This is a genomic window from Filimonas effusa (genome assembly GCF_004118675.1).
GTDB lineage: Bacteria > Bacteroidota > Bacteroidia > Chitinophagales > Chitinophagaceae > Filimonas > Filimonas effusa.
Genome location: NZ_SDHZ01000001.1, coordinates 728438 through 744054 on the forward strand (window position 1 = coordinate 728438; position 15617 = coordinate 744054).

Below are 15617 nucleotides of genomic sequence, written 5' to 3' on the forward strand. Positions count from 1 at the left end.
CTTATGACGGCCGGGGAAATAGTGTTAAAGTCTTTAAAGCTGGAAAAGAAGTAGACTTTACCGTAAGAAGGGAGCTGCCTATGCATACCATTATTACCTGTGATACCACAGGGAACAAATGAATGATATGTATGAGCGCTATTCATGAAAAAACAATTGAGATCACAAGTTACACGATTCTTTACAACATATAAGTTAAAATCTGCAATGCTGCATAGTGATAGCCTGTAAACAGGCAAAGAGGTTATTCACCGTTTTTGTTCTAAATTGGAAGCTACAACTTTGTTTTATCTCAAAGATTAAACACCACAAGATGAAAAGGGGCGCTTTCCTGTTTCTGCTGTTTTCTGTACTTTTCTCCGTTTCATATGCGCAGGAAAAGCGGGCTTTTCAAGCATCGGAAATGTGCTTAGGCCCTGAGTATGCCATTCCTGTTGGTGATTTTAGAAAGAACAACAGTGCTTATGGTTTTACTGAGGCTGGATATAATTACGGTATCGGAGGAGCTGTAAAATATCTGCATCGACTAAATAAGCTTTATGGCGTGTTGTTACAGACAGGTTTTATAAGCTATCATGCCAGCAAGTCCTCCCTGGCTGTTGCCGGTGGTAATATGCATTTCACATCCATTCCTGTAAAGCTGGGAGTTAATGCGCGCTATAGGTCATTTTTTGCTGAACCCCAGTTTGGGTTTACTTATTTCACGGGCAATAACACCGTCTACCAGAATGGCTCAACAACATATGGCCTCACCATTGGTTCTTATATCAACAACCGCATTGTGCTCTCTGGAAATTACGAAAGATGGAATAAAGGCGGTTTCGCTGCCAGTCATATTGGAGTAAGGGTAGCATATCGGTTTTTCCCTGGAAGATTTAATTTGGCGGATAGCCTTAAAAATGCGAGAGTAACCCCAACGACTGAGCATCCTGTACGATATGATAAGGACAGTGAATATTGGCGGAAACATAAAACCTTTAAAACATTGGGATGGGTTTCAATAGGAGTTGGAGTTCCTCTCACATTACTAGGGTTTGTCACTGCGATTGCAAGCACTGAATCAGACAGTATTCATCCGTCTGCTTATCAGTGGATGCTGGGATCAGGCATTACACTTTCTGCGTCAGGTATCCCGTTTTTTATATTTTCTCATAAATACAAGAAGATGGCAAGGAAATAATTGAGATGCTGCTTGCTTTTATGAATGTGGAAGTGATGCCAGTAGTTCGGTGGGAGCATATCCAAACTGTTTCTTAAAAGCAAAAGAAAAATGCGATAAGTTTTCAAATCCTACTTCATAACAAACGTCGATAGGTTTTTTCTTTTTTTCAACGAACTGGTAATGCGCCAGGTCCAGGCGTTTCCTGGTGAGCCATCGCTGCGGTGTTGCGGCAAATGCTTTCCTGAAATCTCTTTTGAAAGTTGTTAAGCTCCTCCCGGTAAGATACCCAAACTTTTCCAGCGGCATGTTAAACATGAAATTCTTTTCCATGTAGTCTGCCAGATCAATCTTGCCGGGTTCCTCAAAATTAGCGAGTATATTGTCTATGCTTGCGTCTATAGAACGAAGTATGGTGACTGCTTCCGTGATCTTTAGGCTTGCGATGTCTTTGGGTAGGTCTTTCATTTCGAAATACGGGATCAGCGATGCCAGGCAACTTTCGAGTAAAGGATGATCCGCATAGTGTCTTATGGTTTGTACATCTGCTGTTATGGGTTTTACATCAAGCCTGGAATAGAAATTCCTGAGCCATTCGGTAGTGAGGTGCATCACCACTGTTTTATGCGGCAGTCCGTTTGTGGGATAGTTGATGATAGTGGCCAGCTGATTTCTTGGTATTAAGAAGATATCCCCTTTTTTGAAAAGATAGGTTCCCTCTGCCCGGACAATTTTTGTTTCACCTGAAATAAACCAGATAAGCATATGATGCTCGAACAAGATGTCGGATTTAAAGAACTTGTCCTGGTAACACGACAGTTTGATGTTTTCGGTAATATATTTGGCCTGGTATTCCATATTAGTATCTCGTTTGCCTGGTAGCAGTTACAAAATTAGGATAAATTACCCCTTGCGTACAGGGGCATATGCTTAGCTGACCGTGAATTGTATGCCGGTCATCTCTTCGGTTAACGTCCAGAGCCTTTTTGCGCTTTGTTCGTCCAGTGCATACTGCTGTACGCCACTTTGATGCTGTTGGGTATGGCTGGTATCCGGGGGGAGCAGTTCTGCTATATCGCAGTCTTCGCAATAGACGCCTCCGATATTGCTGAGTTGCGAACTGGTTGCAGCCCATACGGTGGTGGCGGCTCCCTGTGGAATAGTCTTCAGCGTAGCCAGCACTTCGGGGCGGATCTTTCCTTCTTCATTCAGAAATCCCAGCTTTTGAAACAGCTCTACGGAGGCTTCGCGGGCGAGTTCTGTTCCTGCTATGGAACCCGGATGTACGGAATAAGCTCTTACATGAAAGGCCTTTGCACGGTTGTCGAGTTCCAGGGCAAAGAGGTTGCTGGCTGTTTTTGATTGTCCATAGGCTTTTAATGTTTCGTAACTGCGAAGTCTGAAATTAGGATCATCGAAATCAAAAGATGACATCTGGTGTCCAAGAGATGAAACGTTGACCACCCTGGCGCCATTTGCCTGCCTGAGCGCCGGCCATAGTTTTGCCGTAAGGTGAAATTGACCGATATAGTTGGTGGCCAGCTGCGATTCAATACCCCGTTCATCCAGGCGCAGCGGCACCCACATAATGCCTGCATTATTGATTAGCAGATGCAGGGGGCGTTTGGATGAGAGGAAGCTGCCTGCAAAGCGGTCTATAGAGGCAGGATCCATCATGTCCATTTCCGCTATCTCCACTCCGGCGATGCCTTGCAGGTTTTTCTCTGCCTTTGCGAGATCTCTTGCCGGAACGATCACTGTGGCGCCGGCAATTGCAAGTGTTTTGGTGGTTTCCAGGCCAATACCTGTATTGCCGCCGGTGACAATGGCCACTTTACCAGTGAGGTCAATCCCTTTTATCACCTCTGTTGTAGTGGAATGGGCGTTAAAACCCGTGCCTATCGGGTGCTGAAGCGCGCCCTGGTAGTTGTTCTGTATCATTTTAGTTTGTTTTTTGCTGTTACAAAACTAGGAGGCTGTTTGCTGGCTCAGTTTGTTCAAAAGGCCGAATATGCTTTGTTTAAAAGACCTGAATTTGCCTGCTCTATTGCCGGGAAAATGAAAAAGCGTCGCCCGTAACATTGTTTTTGCTAAATTTCAGCATGCAGCACAGGGAATTTGAGTCCCCCGAAGAACTACAGGACACCATTAAATGTTTCTGGTATAATAGCAGGGACTTCGGGCAAATACAATCGAGTTTTGAAATAATGCCTGATGGCTATGCCGAGATCATCTTTTATTTCGGAAGCCCTTGCTGCATTACATCCCAAGAGGTGTTTCGGCCATTACCCTCGCCGTTTATGATGGGCCTTCTTAACCAGCCTGTTCATTTGAATGCGGAAGGTGTGTTGCAGATCATCGGCGTCAGATGTTATCCATGGACTGTGTTTGATTTGCTTGGATTGCCATCGGGTAAGCATGGCGTACACGTATTTGAGCATCCCGTAGCGCAGCTTCAGCCGGCGTTAAGCCAACACCTGCAGGCGGGCAGGGTAGAGGAGGCTATTGCATTGGTAAAGCAGTATTTCCTGGATGCGCGTTCTCATGTAGCCATCGATAGTATGTTATTCAAAGCGGGAGTGGCGATGCAGAAAGCAAACGGCAATTTGCCGGTAAGCCAGGTGGCTGCTGCGGCTCACGCAACAGTGCGCACACTGGAACGTAAGTTCCGTCGGTCTTCGGGTTTTACTGTTAAAGATGTTTCGGGGCTCATGCGTTTTGAACAGGCAAGAAATCATCTGTGGCTGTACCCGGATGCGAACCTTGCCGGGTTGGCAATGGAATTGGGTTATACCGATCAGTCTCACCTGAGCAGGGAATTCAAACGTTATAGCGGCACTACTCCAGCCGCATTTGCACGCAAAGCTCAAAAGAGGAAACAGGCTGTTAGCGACGATTTTGTCGCATTTGTACAAGCCTGATGCAGAGATCTTCTGCAATTTTGCTTCTCAATCATATCATTCACCATGTGAATCATTTCCCGCACAGCCGTTGCAGCGCCGGTGGTATTATAAGCCTGTTTGCAAACGCCATACCCGGTGTTGCTGCCAGCTACTTCTGATCAGGTAACCAGCTGCTGGATTCCCGAAGAAGACGGAGTTGTAGTATGCATCATTGAAGTATGTTCTTTATAGGACGGGGGATAGGCGTATGCCGGTGAGTGAAGATTTCAAACAATAGCATATGAACATGAAGTCGAAGAAAACTGCATTATGGATTATTTTAGGAATTGTGCTGATGAATGCTGTAGGTATGTCGGTCGTGCTGCCGCTGCTCCCTTTTTTGGTAGGTAAGTACCTGCCTGCCCAGCGGGTAGTTGTAGGGATGAGTGCGCTTATGTCGGTGTTTGCGGTATGTACATTTTTTGCAGCGCCTGTTTTGGGTGCGTTAAGTGACAGGTATGGCCGGAAAAGTGTGCTTATTATAAGCCTGCTAGGCTCTGTAGCAGGTTATATTTTATTTGGTGCCGGAGGCGCATTATGGATCCTTTTCCTTGGCCGTATTATAGATGGTCTTACTGCTGGCAATATCAGCACTTTATTCGCTTATATCTCCGATACTACGGAGCCTGAGGAGCGCACCAGATGGTTTGCCTATATTGGTTCGGTAATGGGGATGGGGATGCTGGCCGGCCCCGCATTGGGTGGGTTGTTAGGCAGCATCTCCTTATCCCTGCCATTTTTTGTTACGGCCGGCATCATCTTTCTTTCTGCTTTAGCGGTGTATTTTCTGCTGCCTGAATCACTGCCTCCGGGGAAACGAACCAGGCAACTGTCGTTGCAAAGCTTCAACACGTTTTCGCATATCAAGGAGATCTTTCGTTTAAAAGAAGTGGGCATGCTGCTTACAACTGGTGTACTGTTTTATACCGGCCTGGAGATCTTCCAGTTTAATTTTACAGTATTCCTCAAAGATGTTTTTAAATGGGGGCCTGCGTTCATTGGGGGCATCCTCACGCTGGCAGGTGCATGTGATATTTTTTCACGCGCCCTGCTACTGCCGTTTATGCTGAAACATTTCAGTGAAAGAAGGATTGGGATGATAGGGCTGTTGATACTTGCAACAGGACTTATATCAGTGCTTTTGAGTATTATGCTGTTGTCTGTAGTGTTTGTAGCGTTGGCTGTAGTATTGATCCTGACGGGTGAGGGGCTGTTCGATCCAACGTTTAACAGCAACCTCTCAAAATCTGTTGATGTTAGTAAACAAGGGAAATTGCATGGCGTAAACCAAAGTTTACAGTCATGTACCAGGGTAGTTGTTCCCCTGGGGGCAGCTGTTATCTATTATTATAGCCCGGCCTTGTTATATGCTATAGCAGGGGGGATAATATTAGTTACGTTTGTGCTGTATACAAGATGTGCCTGAAGCCGGTTTTAGCGAACTGGTCATAGCGCTATAAGTAGTCTTCCCCATGAAGGCTTAAGGTTTGTAGGTTTATCACTTATCAATAGCCACCCATTTATATCCATAACCTTTTAGCTCAATCTCGTATCTGCCTGCTGCGTGTTTTAACTCAGGATCTGCAATGCTCCCCGCGTTATTTAAGTTGATCACGGCATGGGAGGGCTTAGGGCTGAAATTATGCAGTGTGATAAGTTTATTCTCATATTGAATGGCAACAATACTGCTATCTCCTGCATCCAGCAACTGCCATTTGCCTGTTCCCGTTTCGGGATGCGATCTCCTCAGTTGCGCCAGTTTTCTTACCTCGTTCAGTAAGGAGTTGGCGGTTGTGTCCTGGTGTGCCACATTTACTTTTTTGTAGCCATATTCACCTTTGGAAATAACCGGCCTGAAAGTTTTTTTTGCACTTGTAAAGCCTGCGTTTTCTGTGGCTGACCATTGCATGGGAGTTCTTACTGATAAACGTTCTTTCAGATGTAAATCGTCTCCCATTCCAATTTCGTCGCCCGACCGTATCACTGGTGTGCCAGGCAGCGCCATCAGGAAACTATAAGCCATCGCCAGGTGTGCCGGGTCATTGCTTAGCATGGGCGCCAGCCGCCGCCTGATGCCCCTGTCATATAGCTGCATATCCTTTTCGGGGCCCATTACCTTGCTTACCTCTTCACGCTGCTCTTTTGTTAAACGGCCAAGGTCTATTTCATCATGGTTACGCAGAAAATGAACAAACTGCGTATTGGCCGGATGCGTTTTGGTTTCCAGCAATGCTTTTTTCAGCAGACTTGTTTTGCCTGTTGCCAAGGCATAAAAAAGATACTGATTAACATAAAAGTTGAACATCATATGCAAGCCCTGCCCGTTTTTACCAAAGTATTTGATATTTTCTTCCGGGGCAACATTGGCTTCACCCAGGAGCACTGCATCCTTAACTGATTTATGAAAGTCATACAGCATCTTAAAGTCCTGGGGAGGTTTATCCTCACCGGGTATCGCCTTTTCAAGCATAAACGGAACTGCGTCCAGTCTAAATCCCTTTAATCCTTTCTGTAGCCAGAAGCTGATGATCTTTTTGCTTTCTGCCCGTACTTCGGGGTTTTGAAAGTTCAAGTCCGGCTCAAACCTGTAGAAACGGTGATAATAATAGGCTTTCGCAGATGGCGTGTAACTCCATATCTCCTGTTGCACACCCGGGAATGCCATGCCTTTGTTGTAGTTAGAAGGACGCTCTTTTGTCCACGAATACCATTTGCGATACCTGGAGGTGCTGTCTGTGGCTGATTCAACGAACCATGGATGTTTGTTTGAGCTATGGTTCAATACCATATCCATTATCACTTTTATATCCCGCTGCTGTGCCTGTTGCAGGAAGGCGGCGAAGTCGGAAAAATTACCGCAACTGCTGTCAATTGTATAATAATCGGAAATATCATATCCATCATCTTCCTTGGGCGAAGGCTGAAAAGGAGCCAGCCATATTACATCAACGCCCAATGATCTAATATAATCAAGCTGCTGTGCCAGTCCTTTAAAATCCCCTTTCCCATCTCCGTCACTGTCCTTGTAGGTATGTACATCCAGATTATAGATGATGCTTTTCTTAAACCATAACGGATCGTCTGCCTGTTGCGCCTGTGATTCAGGGGGGAGGATGGTATAGAACAGGAATATTATTAGTAACTGGCCTCTTTTCATGTCAACTTTAGTTTGCTTCAATCAATTGCAAGAAGTGTTCCCTGGCAGCATTTGCTAAACCTGCCGATGGCAGGGTGCCTGGCTGCCGCCGGCTATCTTTAGCCTGCCCCGGTTTCGCTGTCTGCCGCGTCTACGGGCTTGGACTGCGGAGAGCCTTGCTGCCGGAGGAAAATGCTGAATACTACAAGTGAGAACACTGATAAGAATTCACTTTGCCAGTTTTGCAGCGATTCGAACCAGAAATTAGGGTTCGAAATATATTGAAGCGCTCCTTCCGTTGGCAGGTTTTTATCCATTTGTTCTTCATTATATCCTTTTAAGCTTCCATAGAAATGCAGGGCGAACGAAAGGAAGAACAAAGTGAAGAAACAAATGGACAAAGAGTTTTTATAAAGCTTCAGGATAAAACCTCCTTTTTTTACCGGCCAGGGAGCCGATTCCCGGTTAGGGTCGGGTTCCCGGTCTACCTCTTCTTCTTCGAACGATTTTGACTCGGAAGATCCTTTCTGTCTTAATTTGACTGCCAGAATAACAAATAGTCCCATCTGAAGAAATTCACTTTCCCAGTTTTCAAAAGTGGCCTGGATAAAATGCCCTGTGTGCAGATAGGCTGCCATAGAAAGTCCAGGCTTATGATTTTCTTCGCGCTCCTGGTTATATTGCTTCCAGCCTGTTAATGACTGACCTGCCAATGAAAAAAGAAACAGGACAGCAAAAACAATTGTAAGGGCGTTATTACTAAAGAGGCGTTTCATTGATAGTGATTTTTATAAAGAATATCTGGACAAAGGCTTTAGGAATGAAGGTCCGTTGGTGGAAATGCGTTCTCCGAGTATGCTTTCTGAAAAGCCATATACCTGTCTGCCATCACTGTACATTCCTTCATGCAGTAATTCAGTAAAGGTTCCTGCCAATGATCTGAGTTGCCCAATTCAATCAGTTCGTCGGCTATGGCAGATCCCTGCCTGCCGGAACTGCGCAGCTGGGCGGAGGCAGTTAGCATGGCCATATCATCGATAACCTGGTACATATCCCTGTAGCGGTCTTTCACGAACTTAAAATTGAAATTGTCTTTTTCGGGGTGCATTTCCTGGATAATGTATGATTCGCCTTTAAAAACAGTAGTGCTTAACAGGGCAGGAGAGACGTTCTGCATTCTTTTCTGGATGGCCACAACCCTTTCCGCTTCAGTATTCCATTGCGGCTGGGCGCTATTTAAATATGGCGTAAGGCCAGACGGTACCGCCTGCTTCATGTCCAGCAATAAATACTTACCTTCTGAGCGTTCGCTTTTTAGCAGGAATGCATAACGTTTTACGCCCATGCTGCCGGTGCCCGCTATACGGAACACCACGTCTTCCGCACTATAATGGTAAGGACCTTCATCGCTTGTTTTTATCCACTCGTTCATATGCGCTTTCAGTTCCTTTTTAAGGTCTTTATCCAGTTTTTTATGGCGGACATCGTCAAGTAAAATTGCTAACCGGTCTTTTTTGCGGATGGTACGTTTGCTTAGAACGTCGCGGTATTTCCGGTTTCTTACAGCTTGTAAAAAATCGCATACAATTCCATTGGCTGTTTTTGTTTCGAGGTGTTTGGCTTTGCCGTTAGCGAGCGTACAGGCATAGTTTTTCATAAACAACTGCGCCATGCGGATCGCTTTTTCTTCGTCAATATCCATTGATTTAAATGCTATGAATATGCTGGTTAGCGTACGTGCAACTTCCCAGAGCGCAGGTGCCAGTACCGCCTCGTCAAAATCGTTAAGATCGAAATAGACCAGCCTGTTATCTCCTTTATAGCTGCCGAAGTTTTCAAGATGCAGGTCGCCGGAAATCCATGAAAGGGGAGAAGACGGGAATCCGGTTTCTTTATGAAGGTCATCATAAAACAGGAAACAGGTGCCCCGGTAAAACCGGAACATATTTTCCAGCATTAGCTGGTACTTCAGGCCAACCATATCGGGGAGCCTGTTGCTGTTAAATTGTTGAATGGCTGCAATAAATTCGTCCATTGGTTGTTTCTCATGTATTTTTAAAAACAGTCTCTATCTCTATGCCAAATTCAATCAGTTTATCCAAATCTGCCTGAATAGCCGCTGGTTCCCTGGTTTACAATAGGTTTGGGTGGCAAATACTCCTACTTCGCAGCTGCACCGTTTATAATTGGAGGAATGATATTTTATAAATCGTATTAAACGATATGATATGGTAGTTCCGTTGATTGCACTAGTGGTTGTTGTTATTGTGGTAATTGGCTTCCTCATTACCCAGGCAAAGAATAAAGACAAAGGGAACCGGCCGGGGGCCTAGATCGTGGCAAACAGCATTGAAACGATCGTGGCTTGTTATCCATTCAGCCGGAATGGCCAGCTGCCGTATCTGTTTTTGAACGGCAGGCTGGCATGTTGCGTATATTCCTGTTTCTAACTTTTATAGTCGCCACTGAAGGTGCCTGTTTGTTCCGAGATCTTTTCCCGTTCAACGGCAGAAGCCTCGTGGCCGGGTTCTGTTCGTCCATCCGTTTTATCAGATGGTTCCATGTTCTTGCGCATATTGGCTGCATTTGCCGCATCGGGCATCATGTTGGCCATCAGAACGTGCATTTTTGTTTTGCCGCCGGAGATCACTTTGCTTTCTCCGCTCATTAAGGCTTCATAACCATCAAGGGCCACTTCTTCCGGTGTTTGCAGCGCTTCTTCCCGGTAGGTTTTAGTGTGTTCGGCATGGGCTTTATGGAAAAAGTCAGTATCTGCCGCACCGGGTAATAATACGGTGATGGTAACACCTGTATCCTTTACCTCATTACTTAAAGCGGCGCTGAAAGATAAAACAAACGCTTTTGTTGCGGCGTATACAGACAATAGCGGCATAGGCGCCTTACCCGCTTCTGAACCAAGCTGAAGGATCCTGCCTTCGCCTCTTGCTATCATATCTGTCAGGAATAGCCTGGTGAGTGCAACAAGGGAGCTGATGTTTAGCTGGATAATATCGAGGCTGCGTTGCAGCTCTATCTCTGCGAATTTGCCCCATTCCCCTTGTCCTGCGTCATTGACCAATACATCTATTGTCACCCCCATTTCAGCTACTTTATCATAGATCTCCTGCGGTGCTTGTGGGTTGAAGAGGTCTTTGGCCAGGGGTGTTACTTCAATACCGAATTCCATTTTCAGATTGTCGGCTATTTGCTGAAGCCGCCCTTCATTACGAGCCACGAGTATAAGGTTGTAGCTGTCCTTTGCGAGAAGGCGGGATAATTCGAATCCAAAGCCGCTGGTGGCGCCTGTGATCAAAGCATATTTATTACGTGTTACCAGGTTTACTTCTTTCATAATTTTTATTTTTTGTTGATTCTGTCTCTAAGCTGCAAAAAACTGTTCCCGGTAGTTTTACGCGGTTCCTGGAAGGCAGGGAACGATGTTTTATGAAAAACTGTGTCAGCCTGATCAGGCATTGAACCATCACATAACCAGAAAATATGAAAGCAGCAGTATTTCACAAGCCGGGTGACATCCGTGTCGAAAATGTCGAGGATCCGCGTATAGAAAAAGAGGATGATCTTATCCTGAAAGTAACATCCACCGCTATTTGCGGAAGTGACCTGCATATTTACGATGGCTTTTTTCCCCAACCTAAGCCGGAGGTGCTGGGGCATGAGTTCATGGGTATCGTAGAAGAAGTGGGTAAAGGAGTAACCAACATCAAAAAAGGCGATCGCATTGTGGTGCCTTTCCCTATAGCCTGTGGTCATTGTTATTTCTGTAATCATGGACTGGCTCCCGCCTGTGAGAATTCGAACCCCGATCACTACGGACCTGAAGGTGATGTTGCGAGCGGCAAGGGTGGTGGTCTTTATGGTTATACCGAACTATATGGTGGTTACAACGGCGGACAGGCTGAGTATGTTCGTGTACCCTACGCCAACTTTAACCCTCGTGTAGTCCCTGACAACCTTACCGATGAGCAGGTGTTGTTTCTTACAGATATTTTTCCAACGGGCTGGACGGCTGTTGACTGGGGTGAAGTTAAAGGAGGTGAGACGGTTGCCATATTTGGTAGTGGTCCTGTGGGGTTAATGGCGCAAAAAGCCGCCTGGCTGAAAGGTGCGGCCAGGGTGATTGCTATCGATCCGCTTAATTACAGGCTGGAGCGCGCCAAAAGGGTAAACAATGTAGAAACCATCAATTCAGAAGAGCTGGATCCTGTAGAAGTGATCAGGGAGATGACCGGAGGAAGAGGAGCGGATGTTTGCATTGATGCTGTGGGTGTGGAAGCCAACCGCAGCTTTGGTGAAAAGCTAAAAGCCACCCTCAACCTTGAAAAAGGTACTATTAAAGTTATGGAGAATTGTATCAAGGCTGTACGGAGGGGTGGCATTGTTTCGGTAGTAGGTGTTTATGGAACGCCCTATGATAATTTTCCTGTTCACAGGATCTTTGACAAAGGCCTGACCATGCGTTTTGGGCAGGCGCCTGTTCAGAAATATATCGATGAGCTGTTCAGCCTGGTACAAACAGGAAAAGTGGTGCTTGATGATATCATTTCACACAGGCTGCCTTTGGCGGAAGCTTCGCATGCCTACGAGATCTTTAAGCATAAGGAAGACGATTGTGTAAAGGTTGTGTTAAAGCCCTAAGCGGCTTTTCCTATAAACAGATTGAATTTATGCTGTAAAAAACAGTGGAAGGATGTTATAGCTTGTACCCAATAGCATAACAAGCCATAGCTTGGCAGGGCGGCCCCGGTATCGGTGGCCGCCTATTTTTTGCTATGTTTATAATAGCTGTGCTCTATCCGATTGAAAATTCCCCCGTTTTATACCAATTTACCCCCTTTATCGACCCCCTATATCTGCATAATTTTACCCGGGGAGACGCTACCATGTTTCTTCCGACGATTGCGATAGATGCCGATGTGAAAAAATGGTTTGCCCTGATACTACCCGCTGCTTATTTTTTCTGGCAAAGGCTCACTAGCATGCCATCTTTATGGGGAACGCTGAAATGTTTAACAGCGCGTGGCACTATCTCCGATATAGAAGGTTTAATGTCTTTAAGTCGAAATATATTCTGGAACGCTAAAACATCTGAATGAAAAGGACGATCTTACTTTTATCATTTACACTGACAGGGCTTATGCATGCTTTGGCCCAGGACAAGCCGGAATGGGAAAACCCGGAAATCTTTGCTGTGAACAAGGAAAAGCCAAGGGCAACCTCCCTTCCTTATCCCTCTGCAGCGCTGGCTGCTTCAAACGCTTACCAGTTATCTCCCTACTACCAGTCGCTCAACGGCCGATGGAACTTTCATTGGCTGCCCAGGGTAGGTGATGTACCTGCGGGCTTCTATGAAGAGGGGTTTAATACTGTTAACTGGACCACTATGCCTGTTCCCGGCAACTGGGAATTCAATGGTTTTGGTATTCCCATGTATGTAAATACGGGCTTTGGTTTCCCTGTCAGACCTCCGTTTATCAATAGGGACGATTCTCCAACGGGGCTTTACAGGACCGGGTTCGATATTCCGCAAAGCTGGGATGGCAGGAAGGTGTTCCTGCATTTCGAAGGCGGCACCAGTTCGATGTATGTGTGGGTAAATGGTAAGAAAGTTGGTTATACGGAAAACGCCAAGAGTCCTGCCGAGTTCGATATCACGCCCTATATCCGCGCCGGTAAGAACCTGCTGGCCTGTGAGGTTCACAAGTTCAGCGACGGTACCTACCTCGAAGACCAGGATATGTGGCGTTTAGGCGGTATTAACAGGAATGTGTACCTGTATAGTACGGCATCTACCCGTATCCTGGATTTCTTTGCGCATCCTGATCTTGATGCCAGCTATAAGAACGGACTTTTCAGCTCCGATGTAAAAATCCAGAATTATGGCAGCAGTGCTGTAACCCAAACAGTAGAACTGACGATCGTTGATAAGGCAGGAAAAAAAGTTTTCACACAAAGCAAAAAGGCTACCATAGCACCTAATACGATTGATTCATTATGGTTCCAGGGAACGGTAGCATCGCCGCTGCAGTGGACTGCCGAAACGCCTGAACTGTACAATCTGCTTATTGTTTTAAAAGACAAAGACAATAAAGTTATAGAAGCTACCTCGCACCGTATTGGCTTCCGTAAGGTAGAGATCAAAGACGGGCAGGTATTTATCAACGGTAAAAAGGTATATTTTAAAGGTGTTAACCTGCATGAATTCAATACCAATACCGGTCAGGTAGTAGATTCAGTTGTGATGCTGCGTAATATCCAGCTGTTTAAAGAACTTAACATTAATGCAGTCCGCACTTCGCATTATCCCCAGCAGCCGCTCTGGTATAAACTCTGTGATGAGTATGGCATTTATCTCGTTGATGAAACCAACCTTGAATCGCATGGCCTCGGTTATGGCCCGGATAATGTTTCCAATTTCCCCGAATGGCAGGAAGCGCATCTGGATCGAATAAAACGGTTGATAGAAAGAGATAAAAACCATGCATCCGTTATTTTCTGGTCACTTGGTAACGAGGCGAGCAATGGTAAGGCATTCTTTACCATGTACGATTGGGCAAAGGCAAGAGATAAAAGCCGGCCGGTGCAATATGAACAGGCTTATCAGCGGGACAGGAATACAGATATCATCTGTCATATGTATCCTTCCTGGGAAAGTATGGTGCGCGATGCCGCCAAAGACCTGAAGCGTCCTTATATCATGTGTGAATATGCTCATGCGATGGGGAACAGTATGGGGAATTTCCAGGATTACTGGGATCTTATGCGTACCAGCAAGAATATGCAGGGTGGTTTTATCTGGGAATGGTATAACCATGGCTATAAGACAAAAGATGAGCAAGGCCGTGAATACTGGGCTTACGGAGGCGATCTGCGCGGGTATAATAAGCTGAATGCAGGCAACTTTTGCATGGATGGGATCATTTCTCCGGATCAGCAATATTTACCGCATACGCATATTGTGAAAAAGGTTTACCAGAACATACTTTTTGAAGCAAAAGACCTGAACAGCGGAACTATTACTGTTGTCAATGACTTTAAGTTTATCCCGCTTACTTCGAAGGAATACACTTACAGGTGGGTATTGTTGAAAAACGGGGATAGTATTGCTGCCGGCAAGTTTGATGTTACTGTTGCTGCGAATTCACGCCAGGATGTGAAGCTTGATCTGCCTAAACTCAATGCAGAGCCTGGCGCTGAGTATTATCTGCAGGTATATGCCAACAGAAGTACTGCCACCAAATTCCTGCCTGCGGGTTTTGAAAGTGCCAAAGCGGAATTTGCCCTGGCTGCAAACAACTATTTTGCGAAAGCAGTTACACCCGGCGCTGCACAAACGGATGTGGAGAAAAAGGAAAATGATAATACGGTAACATTAACAGCTAATGGTATTTCCTATGAATTCGCGAAAGGCGGCCGTGGCTTAACTTCTATAAAAGGAGCTGGCAGGTGGTTGTTTGCGCATATGCCCAAAGTGAACTTTTGGCGCGCGCCAACGGATAACGACTTTGGTGAGCAGGCACAATATCGTCTTCGTCTTTGGGAAGCTGCTTCTGTTAACCAGAAGACAAGCTTCAAAAGTATCGTTGATAACGGATCAGGTGTAACCCTGACCTACGAAGTAAAACCGTTGGGTATTGAAGCTGTGGTAGAAGTTGCCTATACCGTTAACAAAGATGGCAGTCTTACTGTAACGCCTCATTACAAAGCGCTGACAGATGAGCTTCCTGAGCTCATGCGTTTTGGCATGAACATGGAGCTTTCTGACCAGTATCATAACTTTACCTGGTATGGGCGTGGTCCGTGGGAAAACTATGCAGACCGTAACCAGGATGCGTTTATGGGAACCTGGAAAGGGAAGGTAGAGGACCAGGCGTTTGCTTATTACCGTCCGCAGGAAACAGGAAATAAAACCGATGTGCGCTGGTTGACGCTCACCGATAACGAAGGTAAAGGTATACGTATCACCGGTGCGCAACCTTTATCGGTAAGCGCTACCAATTACCGTACGGAAGACTGGGATCCGGGTACTACTAAAAAGCAGCAACATGCATCTGACATACTATCTGCTGAGAGAGTAATACTTAATGTAGATCTGTTCCAGCGTGGTGTAGGCGGTCTTAACTCATGGGGCGCCAGGCCATTGGATAAATACAGGTTCAGTGCCAAAGCGTATCAATATAGCTATACCATCAGTTTGATCAGGTAGATAAATAAGAAGTAGCAGAACGAGGCCGTATCATAAGTACGATACGGCCTCGTTTTATTCGGGTACCTGATGGAGCCGGGTTCGCGTTTAAGCAATTCTCAGCGGCTATTTTTATTTATGACCCACCCTCTTTCTTATCCAGGCTTCGTGAAGAAG

Annotated in this window: 12 protein-coding genes; 6 read left to right on the forward strand and 6 right to left on the reverse strand. The window is 45.7% G+C overall.

Annotation, left to right across the window (positions count from 1 at the left end; all coding sequences use genetic code 11):
- Nucleotides 1-313: 313 nt before the first annotated feature.
- Nucleotides 314-1180 (forward strand): hypothetical protein, encoded by an 867-nt coding sequence (locus ESB13_RS02785; RefSeq protein WP_129001509.1) that lies wholly within the window; start codon nucleotides 314-316, stop codon nucleotides 1178-1180.
- Nucleotides 1181-1198: 18 nt separating this feature from the next.
- Here ESB13_RS02785 and ESB13_RS02790 read toward each other — a convergent pair whose 3' ends face one another.
- Both ESB13_RS02790 and ESB13_RS02795 read right to left on the reverse strand, forming a co-directional pair.
- Entirely contained in the window at nucleotides 1199-2017 is an 819-nt protein-coding gene (locus tag ESB13_RS02790) for an AraC family transcriptional regulator (RefSeq protein ID WP_129001510.1), read from the reverse strand.
- A 72-nt stretch (nucleotides 2018-2089) separates the two neighbouring features.
- Nucleotides 2090-3100, reverse strand: coding sequence for an SDR family NAD(P)-dependent oxidoreductase (locus ESB13_RS02795; protein ID WP_129001511.1), 1011 nt, complete (start codon nucleotides 3098-3100; stop codon nucleotides 2090-2092).
- A 161-nt stretch (nucleotides 3101-3261) separates the two neighbouring features.
- Here ESB13_RS02795 and ESB13_RS02800 point away from each other — a divergent pair, with 161 nt between their 5' ends.
- On the forward strand, nucleotides 3262-4080 hold the full coding sequence (locus ESB13_RS02800; protein ID WP_129001512.1) for a helix-turn-helix domain-containing protein: 819 nt from the start codon (nucleotides 3262-3264) through the stop codon (nucleotides 4078-4080).
- A 268-nt stretch (nucleotides 4081-4348) separates the two neighbouring features.
- Entirely contained in the window at nucleotides 4349-5527 is a 1179-nt protein-coding gene (locus tag ESB13_RS02805) for an MFS transporter (protein WP_129001513.1), read from the forward strand.
- A 72-nt stretch (nucleotides 5528-5599) separates the two neighbouring features.
- On the opposite strand, the gene ESB13_RS02810 is transcribed toward ESB13_RS02805, so the two are convergent.
- From ESB13_RS02810 to ESB13_RS02825, 4 genes are all read right to left on the reverse strand, one after another.
- Nucleotides 5600-7258 (reverse strand): alpha-amylase family protein, encoded by a 1659-nt coding sequence (locus ESB13_RS02810; RefSeq protein ID WP_129001514.1) that lies wholly within the window; start codon nucleotides 7256-7258, stop codon nucleotides 5600-5602.
- Nucleotides 7259-7356: 98 nt separating this feature from the next.
- Nucleotides 7357-8013, reverse strand: coding sequence for a DUF6766 family protein (locus tag ESB13_RS02815; RefSeq protein ID WP_129001515.1), 657 nt, complete (start codon nucleotides 8011-8013; stop codon nucleotides 7357-7359).
- Between the two features lie 38 nt (nucleotides 8014-8051).
- Nucleotides 8052-9272 carry a DUF2252 domain-containing protein gene (locus tag ESB13_RS02820; RefSeq protein ID WP_129001516.1) on the reverse strand — a complete coding sequence of 407 codons (1221 nt, stop codon included), beginning with the start codon at nucleotides 9270-9272 and terminating at the stop codon, nucleotides 8052-8054.
- Nucleotides 9273-9683: 411 nt separating this feature from the next.
- Nucleotides 9684-10589, reverse strand: coding sequence for an SDR family NAD(P)-dependent oxidoreductase (locus ESB13_RS02825; RefSeq protein ID WP_129001517.1), 906 nt, complete (start codon nucleotides 10587-10589; stop codon nucleotides 9684-9686).
- 146 nt (nucleotides 10590-10735) lie between these two features.
- Between ESB13_RS02825 and ESB13_RS02830 the strand changes: the two genes are divergently transcribed.
- From ESB13_RS02830 to ESB13_RS02840, 3 genes are all read left to right on the forward strand, one after another.
- Complete coding sequence (locus ESB13_RS02830; RefSeq protein WP_129001518.1) at nucleotides 10736-11893, forward strand: zinc-dependent alcohol dehydrogenase; 1158 nt, start codon at nucleotides 10736-10738, stop codon at nucleotides 11891-11893.
- Nucleotides 11894-12027: 134 nt separating this feature from the next.
- Nucleotides 12028-12351 carry a hypothetical protein gene (locus ESB13_RS02835; protein ID WP_129001519.1) on the forward strand — a complete coding sequence of 108 codons (324 nt, stop codon included), beginning with the start codon at nucleotides 12028-12030 and terminating at the stop codon, nucleotides 12349-12351.
- Complete coding sequence (locus tag ESB13_RS02840) at nucleotides 12348-15461, forward strand: glycoside hydrolase family 2 TIM barrel-domain containing protein (RefSeq protein WP_129001520.1); 3114 nt, start codon at nucleotides 12348-12350, stop codon at nucleotides 15459-15461. The genes ESB13_RS02835 and ESB13_RS02840 overlap by 4 nt, the downstream gene beginning before the upstream one ends.
- Nucleotides 15462-15617: the final 156 nt, after the last annotated feature.

Excerpts from the sequence above, each read along its gene's own strand:
- ESB13_RS02785 (WP_129001509.1), top strand. The coding sequence starts at position 314 with ATGAAAAGGGGCGCTTTCCTGTTTCTGCTGTTTTCTGTACTTTTCTCC.
- ESB13_RS02790 (WP_129001510.1), bottom strand. The coding sequence starts at position 2,017 with ATGGAATACCAGGCCAAATATATTACCGAAAACATCAAACTGTCGTGT.
- ESB13_RS02795 (WP_129001511.1), bottom strand. The coding sequence starts at position 3,100 with ATGATACAGAACAACTACCAGGGCGCGCTTCAGCACCCGATAGGCACG.
- ESB13_RS02800 (WP_129001512.1), top strand. The coding sequence starts at position 3,262 with ATGCAGCACAGGGAATTTGAGTCCCCCGAAGAACTACAGGACACCATT.
- ESB13_RS02805 (WP_129001513.1), top strand. The coding sequence starts at position 4,349 with ATGAAGTCGAAGAAAACTGCATTATGGATTATTTTAGGAATTGTGCTG.
- ESB13_RS02810 (WP_129001514.1), bottom strand. The coding sequence starts at position 7,258 with ATGAAAAGAGGCCAGTTACTAATAATATTCCTGTTCTATACCATCCTC.
- ESB13_RS02815 (WP_129001515.1), bottom strand. The coding sequence starts at position 8,013 with ATGAAACGCCTCTTTAGTAATAACGCCCTTACAATTGTTTTTGCTGTC.
- ESB13_RS02820 (WP_129001516.1), bottom strand. The coding sequence starts at position 9,272 with ATGGACGAATTTATTGCAGCCATTCAACAATTTAACAGCAACAGGCTC.
- ESB13_RS02825 (WP_129001517.1), bottom strand. The coding sequence starts at position 10,589 with ATGAAAGAAGTAAACCTGGTAACACGTAATAAATATGCTTTGATCACA.
- ESB13_RS02830 (WP_129001518.1), top strand. The coding sequence starts at position 10,736 with ATGAAAGCAGCAGTATTTCACAAGCCGGGTGACATCCGTGTCGAAAAT.
- ESB13_RS02835 (WP_129001519.1), top strand. The coding sequence starts at position 12,028 with ATGTTTATAATAGCTGTGCTCTATCCGATTGAAAATTCCCCCGTTTTA.
- ESB13_RS02840 (WP_129001520.1), top strand. The coding sequence starts at position 12,348 with ATGAAAAGGACGATCTTACTTTTATCATTTACACTGACAGGGCTTATG.